7 protein-coding genes and 2 pseudogenes are annotated in these 11,070 nt (G+C 62.6%); 7 read left to right on the forward strand and 2 right to left on the reverse strand.

Going from position 1 to position 11,070, the window contains the following annotated elements; translation table 11 throughout:
- The first annotated feature begins 984 nt into the window (after nt 1-984).
- Both LAN37_10340 and LAN37_10345 read left to right on the forward strand, forming a co-directional pair.
- The gene (locus LAN37_10340; GenBank protein ID MBZ5647610.1) at nt 985-1,344 is read left to right on the forward strand and encodes an STAS domain-containing protein; all 360 of its coding nucleotides are present in this window, start codon (nt 985-987) and stop codon (nt 1,342-1,344) included.
- 370 nt (nt 1,345-1,714) lie between these two features.
- Nucleotides 1,715-1,957 carry a hypothetical protein gene (locus tag LAN37_10345; GenBank protein ID MBZ5647611.1) on the forward strand — a complete coding sequence of 81 codons (243 nt, stop codon included), beginning with the start codon at nt 1,715-1,717 and terminating at the stop codon, nt 1,955-1,957.
- Nucleotides 1,958-2,247: 290 nt separating this feature from the next.
- On the opposite strand, the pseudogene LAN37_10350 reads toward LAN37_10345, so the two are convergent.
- Nucleotides 2,248-3,275: pseudogene (locus LAN37_10350) on the reverse strand (IS110 family transposase).
- Between the two features lie 382 nt (nt 3,276-3,657).
- On the opposite strand from LAN37_10350, the gene LAN37_10355 reads away from it, so the two are divergent.
- A complete protein-coding gene (locus tag LAN37_10355; protein MBZ5647612.1) occupies nt 3,658-4,974 on the forward strand; it encodes a hypothetical protein in 1,317 nt (438 codons plus the stop codon).
- A gap of 411 nt (nt 4,975-5,385) precedes the next feature.
- Here the strand turns inward: LAN37_10355 and LAN37_10360 are convergent.
- Nucleotides 5,386-6,413, reverse strand: a pseudogene (locus LAN37_10360) (IS110 family transposase).
- A gap of 177 nt (nt 6,414-6,590) precedes the next feature.
- Between LAN37_10360 and LAN37_10365 the strand changes: the two are divergent.
- The 4 genes from LAN37_10365 (at nt 6,591) to pstS (ending at nt 11,012) form a co-directional block, all read left to right on the forward strand.
- The gene (locus LAN37_10365; GenBank protein ID MBZ5647613.1) at nt 6,591-7,283 is read left to right on the forward strand and encodes a response regulator transcription factor; all 693 of its coding nucleotides are present in this window, start codon (nt 6,591-6,593) and stop codon (nt 7,281-7,283) included.
- A complete protein-coding gene (locus tag LAN37_10370; protein ID MBZ5647614.1) occupies nt 7,280-9,004 on the forward strand; it encodes a HAMP domain-containing protein in 1,725 nt (574 codons plus the stop codon). Before LAN37_10365 ends, LAN37_10370 begins: the two co-directional genes overlap by 4 nt.
- A 184-nt stretch (nt 9,005-9,188) precedes the next feature.
- Nucleotides 9,189-9,920 carry a hypothetical protein gene (locus LAN37_10375; protein MBZ5647615.1) on the forward strand — a complete coding sequence of 244 codons (732 nt, stop codon included), beginning with the start codon at nt 9,189-9,191 and terminating at the stop codon, nt 9,918-9,920.
- A gap of 84 nt (nt 9,921-10,004) precedes the next feature.
- A complete protein-coding gene (pstS, locus tag LAN37_10380) occupies nt 10,005-11,012 on the forward strand; it encodes a phosphate ABC transporter substrate-binding protein PstS (protein MBZ5647616.1) in 1,008 nt (335 codons plus the stop codon).
- The last annotated feature ends 58 nt before the right edge of the window (nt 11,013-11,070 follow it).

Genomic DNA, 11,070 nt, shown 5'->3' on the forward strand with positions numbered 1-11,070 from the left:
TCATGACGACAGGGCGTTTGACAGCCAGGGAATCTCCTTCACGGAGACTGTGTGCACCAGCCCTCGCCAAGTAAAGCAAATTAGAGCCCAGTTGCGATTCCTCCATCGGTCCTTCCCGATTTGGAACCCTCAAACCGACAGGCGCGCTTGGGCCGCCCTGAAAACCTGCTCGGATTCAGTGCTATGACGAGCACGATGCGGAGTCCTTACGCCGAGCTGGCGAAAAATCCTCTTCTCACCAGTTACACTTCTCTGGGTATCAACCCCAAAGGGTCGCACTGTCTACAACGATTCAGTCACGACGATCAAGGGTCCACAAGGCGTCACACTGAGTTGTGGGCCACATCACCGAACCTTGGATATAGCAGGAACAGAATATGAATGAAACGCGGTGGGGTGCTGTATGGTGGCAAAGTGTGCCAACCCGTCGTGTTCCAGAACGTTCCATTACCTTGCGGAAGGAAGACTTTTTCGACTCGAGGCCGACCCGGCTTTTAGCTTGTCCGACAATCCAACTTTTGACGACTCCAGGATCGTGGAATACTTTTGGCTCTGTGATGCTTGCTCGACCTCGATGACATTACGTCTCGATGACGAGGGCAAAGTGGCTGCTAAACCACCAGAGCCTGCTGCAGATAATCCTCGAGACTCGGCCATCATCTCTCGGCACAAGAACATGCTTCTCAGGAGCGTCGGTACCCCTCGCAAGACGGCATCGTAGGCCTCTGCGTCGCACCATCGCGCAGCTCTAGTCGGACGTTGAACCCGAGCGATGTACGATCAGGAGGCTTGCGACTTCCGCGACTAGCGCTGTGGGGTTGTTCGGGCACTGTGTTCCAGGAACACGAGCTAACTGTTGCGAAATCCTCTTATCACCAGTTACGGCAGGGACGGTCCGTGGCCCGCCCGTCATCGTGAATTCCCCGCCGAAGGCGGGGGAGCGTATGCTTGATAACAACACGCGAGATTCGAGGGAGGATTTCTATGCCACTTCAGTTGAGTACCCGCAACAAGGGCGGTGCTGTAATCGTTGATTGCAGCGGGAGACTAGTGCACGGAGAAGAGACATCTGCGCTGCGCGAGATGGTGGGCAATCTGATCAGCCAGCACCGTCAAATCGTCCTCAATTTCGCCGACGTGACTTACATGGACAGCAGCGGCCTGGGTTTGCTCGTCTCCCTGCACGCCTCGGCGCAAAAGGCCGGGGCCGTGATAAAGCTGGCCGCGCTTAACGCCAACATCGAAGATCTGTTGCAGTTGACCCGAGTGGCCATGGTCCTGGAGATCGCCAAGAGTGCGGACGAGGCGGCGGCCAGTTTCGCAGTAGCGACGGCACTTCCGTAGGAGGCGTCCCTCCCGGTTAGCCTAACTGGCGATAAATCCACTTAGCACCAGTGTGCGCTTTTCCTTCGCCTCCCGCTGGGGGGGGGGTAACTGGTGATATGGTCTATTCCCAACAGTTAGCGGCATCGCCTGCAGCTCCGCCGTCGGGCAGATAAGCCGGGAACGGACCGCCTACTAGACTACTTGCCCAAAGCCGCGCTGCCCGGACCACTCCCGTCACTTGGTCTCCGATTCCAAATGAACCTAGACTATCTCGTCAGACATGAGCAGCCCTGTGCCAGCCACGCCGGGCAGGCCCGAGTCCCAGCGAATAAAGCGACTCGCCGCGGGTCTTGGTGCAAGTTGGTGGGCCATCGCGCTCCTGCTCGCAATGCCGGAGGGTTCCCTGGGAAGAGCTGCGGTTGCGCTCGGCGTGGACGAGCGGCTCGGACCGGCCTTTGTGGGTCTTCTTGGCATCGTCTCGCAGCTCATCTCCCTGTGGGTGTTCCAACAGGTGAGCGCTCGTCCCGCTGATCGTCTGAGCCGCCTCGCGCTCGTAGCGGCCGCTGTTTCCGTCGTCCTGTTGATCGTGTGTTCTGCGGTAGTCGTCGGCAATGTGCTGCAGGGCTGGTGAGACCCGTACCCACGTTGGCGTCTGTTTGCATGACTGGCGATATGCATGGTCCGCCGCGCGACTGCAAGAAGAAGAAGTCGAAGAACGAAAGTCAGTCTGCGCAAATGTATCCGGCCTCTTGGTGGAGATGGTCTCCGGGCCATGATGAGTTCCGCGCGTGCCTGTCCTGGTAAATCCCGCGGTCGTGGAAGACCATTTATCGACCCAGGTTCTCGGGCACGCCGTTTGACGGTTCTTTCGTCCCTGCTGTTCTCCTCTGCAGACCTTGGTGGGAAAGCTTGTGGAACTGCTTAGGCCGCCACGGTAGCGGCTCGGTACGGTTCGCCACTGGACAGCACGGCCCAGGTGATCCGGGCCAGCTTGTTGGCCATGGCGACGATCAGCACATTGCGCGGCGCTCGTGCCTCCAGCCCGTTCATCCACCTGCCGATCGGAGATTCCTCCCGCTTTAGGCGGAGAACTGCTGCCCGAGCGCCATGGATGAACATCTTGCGCAGGTATGGGTTTCCTCGCTTGCTGATGCCCAGCAGCTTGGGCTTGCCGCCGGTCGAGTACTGTCTCTCGGCACCAGACCGAGCCAGGCGGCAAACTCGCGTCCCTTGCCGAAGGCTGCACCGTTGCCGATGGCGGCGACCACGGCGGTCGCCACCAGCGGTCCGACGCCGGGGATCTGCCGCAGCCGCTGGCAGGCTGGATCGCTGGCGCAGATGCTCTCGATCTCGCTGCTCACGGACTCGATCTGTTGCTCGAGGTGCTTCCACTCCTGCCAGAGCGAGGCCAGCAGGCCGCGCATCCGAGGGGACAGATGCTGGTCGCCGTTCTCCAGAATCTCGGGCATCTGCCGCCGCACGGTGGCCGGCCCTTTGCAGAAGGTGAGGCCGCGCTCCAGCAGGAAAGCACGCATCTGGTTGATGACCGCGGTGCGGCGGCACACCAGACGCTCTCGCACCCGATGCAGCGCCTGCAGGTCGAGCTGATCGTCGGTCTTGATGGGCACGAAGCGCATGTTCTCGCGATCGACGGCTTCGGCGATCGCTTCGGCGTCCAGATAGTCGTTCTTGTTCGACTTTACGAAGGGTTTTACGAACTGTGCTGGGATGAGCCGAACGTCGTGGCCCTGCTGCGAGAGCGCCCAGCCCAGGAAATGCGACCCCGAGCAGGCTTCCAGCCCGATCAGGGATGGTTCCAGGTTCGCGGTGAAACTCAGAAGCTGCTGGCGGGAGAGCTTCTTCTTGAGGATCGCTTTGCCTCGTTCGCCAAGCGCCACCAGGTGGAAGGTTGTCTTGCCCAGGTCGATGCCGATGGAACGAATCTTCATGTCGATGGTCCTCCTGTCGTGCTCGATCATCCCATCCGGCTGATCGAGCGGCGGACCATCTCATTAATCCTCTTCTCGCTAGTCTGCGCTTTTCATTCGCCCCGTAGCACACCCGCCGAAGCCGCCGACACAATCAATCACAAGGGCCGGTGACCCGCAGCACCGACTGCCTCAACGGAAAAGAGGAGCATAGAGCGAGGGGCAGTGAGGTGTGCGCTATGTGTGCGATGGGCGCAATCCGATGCCTCGGTGGCGGGCAGTCGCAGCCCGAGGAACAGCGTTCATCAGCTGCGGAACCGCGAAGATCTTACTCCAACGCTTTTCATACCCTTCATACATCCAGCATGCCCAGCGGTATGCCTTACTTCATAAGGAGAAACCAATGGCAGTCATAACCAAAGAGCAGGCGCTCGCGTACCACGCCGGTACTCGAGCCGGAAAGATCGAGGTGATCCCGACTAAACCTTGCCGCACACAGATGGATCTGAGCCTTGCTTACACACCCGGCGTCGCCATCCCCTGCCTGGAGATCCAGGGTCATCCCGCGGACGCCTACAAGTACACAGATCGCGGCAACCTGGTGGCCGTGATATCGAACGGCACCGCAGTGCTCGGGCTGGGCGACATCGGCGCGCTCGCGGGCAAGCCCGTGATGGAGGGCAAGGGCGTGCTGTTCAAGAGGTTCGCCGACGTCGACGTATTCGACATCGAGGTGAACTCGCACGATCCCGAGGAAGTCATCAAGGTGTGTCAGTTACTGGAGCCCACCTTCGGCGGTATCAACCTGGAGGACATCAAGGCGCCGGAGTGCTTCCACATCGAAGAAACGCTGAAGAAGACGATGAAGATTCCTGTCTTCCACGACGACCAGCACGGAACCGCCATCATCTCGGGGGCGGCGCTGCTGAACGCCCTGGAGCTGGTGAACAAAGACCCCAAGAATGTGAAAGTGGTCTTCAACGGTGCGGGCGCTGCCGCCGTCGCCTGCGCCCGGCTTTACATCCGCCTGGGGGTCAAGCCGGAAAGTGTCTTCATGGCGGATACCAAGGGCGTGATCTACAAGGGCCGCACGGTGAACATGAATAAGTACAAAGAAGAGCTGGCACAGGACACGCCGCTGCGGACCCTGGCCGAGGTGGTCAAGGGCGCCGACGTGCTGGTCGGTCTTTCGGTCAAAGGCGCCTTCACACCGGAAATGATCAAGTCGATGGCGTCGAACCCGGTCGTGTTCGCCATGGCGAATCCCGATCCGGAGATCACCTACGAGGAGGCGACGGCAGCGCGGTACGACATCATCATGGCTACCGGACGCTCCGACTACCCGAACCAGGTCAACAATGTGCTTGGCTTCCCCTTCATCTTCCGCGGGGCGTTGGACGTCCGTGCCACGCAGATCAATGAAGAGATGAAACTGGCAGCCAGCCGCGCCCTAGCGGCTCTGGCCCATGAGCCTGTCCCTGAGGAGGTCTGCGCCGCATACGGGGTGAAGTCGATCACTTTTGGCAAGGACAACATCATCCCCAAACCGTTCGACCGCCGGGTGCTGCTGTGGGAGGCCACCGCGGTGGCAAAGGCGGCGATGGAGACGGGTGTGGCCCAGGAGCCGGTCGAGCTCGAACAGTACCGGAAAGTGCTGGAGGCACGCCTGGAACACATCTGGGGTCCAACCAAGCAGCGGACTGCGGTGGCCGCCGACTAGGATGGCATCGCGTTCGGAGTGAAGCGGCGCGTTCAACCAGCGCGCCGCGTCTTTTTTGTTCGTACCAGAGATCGCCCACTGGCGTGGCGTCGTCTGAGCAAGAAGTACGCAGAATACGGAACGATCCGGGCATGCCACCTCTCGACTCGATGACTGGCGATATGCATGGTCCGCCGCGCGACTGCAAGAGGGAGAAGGTGAAGGAAGAAATTCAGTCTGCGCAAATGTATCCGGCCTCTTGGTGGAGATGGTCTCCGGGCCATGATGAGTTCCGCGCGTGCCTGTCCTGGTAAATCCCGCGGTCGTGGAAGACCATTTATCGCCCCAGGTTCTCAGGTACGCCGTTTGACTGTTCTTTCGTCCTTGCTGTTCTCCTCTGCAGACCTTGGTGGGGAAAGCTTGTTGAACTGCTTAGGCCGCCACGGTGGCGGCTCGGTACTGTTCGCCGCTGGACAACACGGCCCAGGTGATCCGCGCCAGCTTGTTGGCCATGGCGACGATCAGCACATTGCGCGGCGCCCTGGCCTCCAGCCCGTTCATCCACCTGCCGATCGGAGATTCCTCCCGCTTTAGGCGGAGAACTGCTGCCCGAGCGCCATGGATGAACATCTTGCGCAGGTATGGGTTTCCTCGCTTGCTGATGCCCAGCAGGTTGGGCTTGCCGCCGGTCGAGTACTGTCTCTCGGCACCAGACCGAGCCAGGCGGCAAACTCGCGTCCCTTGCCGAAGGCTGCACCGTTGCCGATGGCGGCGACCACGGCGGTGGCCACCAGCGGTCCGACGCCGGGGATCTGCCGCAGCCGCTGGCAGGCTGGATCGCTGGCGCAGATGCTCTCGATCTCGCCGCTGAGAGAGCCGATCTGTTCTTCCAGTTGCTTCCACTCCTGCCACAGCGAGGCCAGCAGGCCGCGCATCCGAGGGGACAGATGCTGGTCGCCGTTCTCCAGGATCTCGGGCATCTGCCGCCGCACGGTGGCCGGCCCTTTGCAGAAGGTGAGGCCGCGCTCCAGCAGGAAAGCACGCATCTGGTTGATGACCGCGGTGCGGCGGCACACCAGACGCTCTCGCACCCGATGCAGCGCCTGCAGGTCGAGCTGATCGTCGGTCTTGATGGGCACGAAGCGCATGTTCTCGCGATCGACCGCTTCCGCGATCGCCTCGGCATCCAGGTAGTCGTTCTTGTTCGACTTTACGAAGGGTTTTACGAACTGTGCTGGGATCAGGCGCACGTCGTGGCCTTGCAGGGAAAGCGCTCGGCCCAGAAAATGCGATCCCGAGCAGGCTTCTAGCCCCATCAGGGATGGTTGCAGGTTCGCGGTGAAACTCAGAAGCTGCTGGCGGGAGAACTTCTTCTTGAGGATCGCTTTGCCTCGTTCGCCAAGCGCCACCAGGTGGAAGGTTGTCTTGCCCAGGTCGATGCCGATGGAACGAATCTTCATGTCGATGGTCCTCCTGTCGTGCTCGATCATCCCATCCGGCTGATCGAGCGGCGGACCATCTCATTAATCCCCTTATCACCGGTTATCGCTGCCCTTAGAGCGCTTTGGCTTCCACCGATTACCGGGAACGACGGCGTTGTAACCGTCCTGTAACCTGCCACCAGCTACAATAATGCCGTGAAGCAATCCATCTTCCTGATGGAAGACGACGCCGACATTGCGCGCCTGGTGCGCCACCATCTGGAGTCGGCGGGCTTCGCCGTCCGCGTCTATCCCGGCACCACCGGCCTGCTGCCCGACGCGGAAAAGGACCACCCTGCCCTGTTCGTGCTCGACATCATGGTGCCGGGCGGCGACGGCCTCGAAGTCTGCCGCCGCATCCGCCAGTCGGCGATCCTGGCGCCCACCCCCGTCATCTTCCTCACCGCCAAGTCGAGCGAGGCGGACCGCGTGGTCGGCCTGGAACTGGGCGCCGACGACTACATCACCAAGCCCTTCAGCCCGCGCGAGATGGTGGCCCGGGTCAAGGCCGTGCTGCGGCGCTTCGAGCGCCCGCTCGCCCCCTCCGTGGTCAAAGTCGGAGACCTGGAGATCGACAGCGGCGCCATGATCCTGAGCGTGCGCGGCAAGACGGTGGAGACCACCGCCACCGAGTTCCGCCTGCTGGAATACATGGCGCGGCACGTGGGACGGGTATTCACCCGCGACCAGTTGCTCGACGCCGTCTGGCGCGACACTTCCTACGTCACCCCGCGCTCGGTGGACGTGTACGTGCGCCGCATCCGGGAGAAGATCGAGCGCGACCCCGAGAGCCCCCGCCACCTGAAGACGGTGCGCGGCGCGGGCTATCGCTTCGAGGCGCCCCGTTGAAGAAACGGATCTTCTTCAAGCTGCTGGCCGCCTTCGTGGTGGTGATCGCCGTGGCCACCATCATCCTCGACATCACCATCCGCAGCGCCTGGGAGCAGTCGCTCAGTTCCGAGATCGAGAAATCCATGATCGAGAAGACGCGGATGTTCGCCCACCGCGTCGGATCCGATCACGCCACGCCCATCCAGCGACTGGTGGATGAAGCGGCCAAGGCAGGCGACGTCCGCGCCACCGTGATCGAGACCTCGGGCAAGGTGCTGGCCGATTCCGAAGCAAAGGCATCCGAGATGGAGAACCACGCCACGCGTCCGGAGTTCATCGTGGCGCTGCGCGGCGGTACCGGATCGTCGCGGCGCTGGAGCCACACCGTCCGCGTGGACTTCTTGTACGTCGCCGTGCCCATCCCGGGCGGCGCGGTGCGGCTGGCCTATCCCCTCTCCGCCATCCAGCAGACCACCAAAACGGTCCGCGAGACGTTGCTGCGGAGCTCGCTGCTGGCGCTGCTGGTGGCCATCGTGCTTTCCGGTTTCGCCGCGGAATCGGTGGCGCGGCGGCTGCGCCGCATCGTGGCCTTCGCCGGCCGCGTCGCCGCCGGCGACCTCTCCGCCCGTATCACGGATTACGGCTCCGACGAGATCTCGCAGGTCGCCTCCGCGCTCGACGCCACCGCGCGCAAGCTCCAGCAATCTTTTGACCAGGTTGAGAGCAGCCGCGCCGAGCTGGAGACGCTGCTGAACAGCATGCAGGACGCGGTCATCGCCGTTTCCTCGGAGAAGAAAGTGCAATGGGCGAACGGGCTCCTGTACCGCTACGTCGCGGGGGCGGTGCGCCTGGGCGCGCCCGTGGTCGAGACGGTGCGCGACCCCGAGTTCCTGCGCGCCGTCGAGGAGGCCTTGCAGACGCGGACCGTGCGTACCGTGCGCAGCAGTTCGCTCGTCCCGGGAAAAACCTTTCACGTGACCGCGGCTCCCATGCTGGGCGGGGGCGTGGTGGCCGTGCTGCACGATCTGACGGAAGTCGAGCGGGTGGAAAAGACGCGGCGCGATTTCATCGCCAATGTCTCCCACGAGCTGCGCACGCCCCTGACCTCCATCCAGGGCTACGCCGAGACAATGCTCGATCCGGCGACCGACGCCGGCCACGCCCGCCAGTTCCTGGAGATCATCCACAAGAACGCGGCGCGCATGACCCGCCTGACCGAAGACCTGCTGACGCTGGCGCGCGTCGAGTCGGGGGAAAAAGAGTTCGCCTTCGCCGCCGTGCCCGCCTCGCAGTTGCTGCGTGACGCGCTGCAAAACTTCCGCGAGATCGCGCGCTCCCGCGGCGTGGAGCTAGCCATCGAGGAAGGCACGGACCGCTGTGTCTCCGCCGATGTCGATGCCATCCACCAGGTGCTGGCCAACCTGGTGGACAACGCGCTCAAGTACGGAGGCAGCGGCGGCAGTGTCCTGCTGGGCGCGCGCGAGGCCGGGAACTCCGTGGAGTTCTACGTCCGCGATCTCGGGGCAGGGATCGCCTCCGAACACCTGCCGCGCCTGTTCGAGCGCTTTTACCGCGTTGACAAGGCGCGCTCGCGCGAGTCCGGTGGCACCGGCCTGGGGCTGGCCATCGCCAAGCACATCATCCTGGCCCACGGCGGCGCCATCCGCGCCGAGAGCCGCCTGGGACACGGCTCCACCTTCCTCTTTACCCTGCCCGCCGCCCAAGCCGCCGTCGCCTGAGCGTTCTTCCTCTGTGCGCCTTTGTGTTCACCTGCGTGTCCTCTGCGGTGACGTTTTCAATTACCCGATTCCCCGATTTCCCAATTACTCAATTCTTACCCGAGACTCCTTCACCTGATATTCATCCTCGATTCATCCCCTCGTAACCGGGTGGCGCCAGACTGTAAGCCATTGGAGGTGTGCCGTGGCCAGCCCGAAGCAGAATCACGAGATCCAGGATTCCGAACATACCCAGCTCGTAGCCATGACGCTGCGTGCGTGCCAACTGGCCAAGTCGGCGGTGGCCAACGCGGCCGACGGCCTGGCCAAGCGGTCCGCGGCCCCGTTCCGCGCCGTGGCGGACGCCGAGCGCCAACTCGATCAGTTGGACCGCGAGCTCGACGAACGCGTGACCTTCGCCGTTAGCCGCGTCTCGCCGGAGCAGGCCCGCGAGCTGCTCGCTTGCATGAAATTCATGATCGACCTGGAGCGCATCGGGGACCTGGTGAGCAGCATGGTGGGGCGGGCCGAGGCCATCGGCAGCCGCATCGAGATGGATGACGTGAGCGACCTGATACGCATGTGCAGCGTGCTCGAGAAGATGCTGGTCGATGTGTACGAGGCGTTCTCGCGGCGCGACGTGGACTGCGCCGTCTCCGTGCTGCGCACCGACGCCGAACTCGACCGCCTGCGCAACTTGATGCACATCCGCCACGTGGAGCGGCCCGAGGGCAGCGGCGGCACCGAAGGCGTCCAGGTGCTGTTCATGGCCCAGGCGCTGGAGCGCGCCGGCGACCATGCCAAAAACATGGCGGAGGAGGTCTGCCACTTCGTCACCGGCCACACCGTCCGTCACATCCTGAAAATGCACGGCAAGAGCGCGGAGCAGATGTTCCTCGATTACCTGCGCGACAAGCAGGCGCGTGCTGCCGAGTAGCGTTCACCGGAATTTCACTGCCCTGTAATCGGGCTGTAACACGCCTCCGGTACAAAACTACCACCGATCGACGGGAGGAAAAACTTGAAGCGTGTACTTGTCTGTCTGCTGTGTGCCCTCGTACTGATCCCGGCAGCCTTCGCGCAAACCGCCCTGAACGGCGCCGGCGCCACCTTCCCCTATCCAATTTACAGCAAGTGGTTCAGCGAATATCACAAGGCGCATCCCGACGTTGAGATCAACTACCAATCCATCGGGAGCGGAGGCGGGATCCGCCAGGTCCAAGCGGGCACGGTGGATTTCGGCGCCACCGACGGGCCGATGAGCGACCAGCAACTCGGGGAAGCGAAGGTGAAAATCATCCACCTGCCGACGGTGCTGGGCGCGGTGGTACCGGCTTACAACGTCCCTGGCGTCAAGACGGAGTTGAAGTTCACACCGGATGCACTGGCCGGGATCTATCTGGGAAGGATCTCGAAGTGGAATGACAAGGCGATCGCGGCGGCAAACCCGGGCGTGTCGCTTCCCGACAGAGACATCGTGGTCGCGCACCGCTCCGACGGCAGCGGCACCACCTATATCTTCACCGACTACCTGTCGAAGGTCAGCAACGACTGGAAGAATGGGCCGGGCAAAGGCACGTCGGTGAAATGGCCGGTCGGACTGGGGGGCAAGGGCAATGAAGGGGTCGCCGGACTGGTGCGGCAGATGGACGGCGCCATCGGATACGTCGAACTGATCTATGCGCTGCAGAACAACATCCCCTACGGCAGCGTGAAAAACGCCGCCGGTGCATTCGTCAAGGCCAGCCTGGAGTCCACGACCGCAGCCGCGGCCAGCATGAAGAGCATGCCGGAGGACTTTCGCGTGTCCATCACCAACGCGCCGGGCAAAGACGCGTACCCGATCTGCAGCTTCACCTGGCTGCTGGTTCCGATGCAATGGAAGGACGCGCACAAGAAAGACATCTTCGTGGACTTCCTGAACTGGATGGTGACCGCCGGGCAGGGCACCGCGCCGGACCTGCATTACGCGAAGCTGCCGCAGGAAGTCGTCTCCAAGGAGCAGGCGGCGATCAAAGCCATCAAGTAATGCAACGCAAAGCAGCACAGCGGCGCCGCCAAACCAGCCGGCGCCGTTCGCATTTGAA

The organism is Terriglobia bacterium, from assembly GCA_020073495.1.
Lineage (GTDB): Bacteria > Acidobacteriota > Terriglobia > Terriglobales > Acidobacteriaceae > JAIQFD01.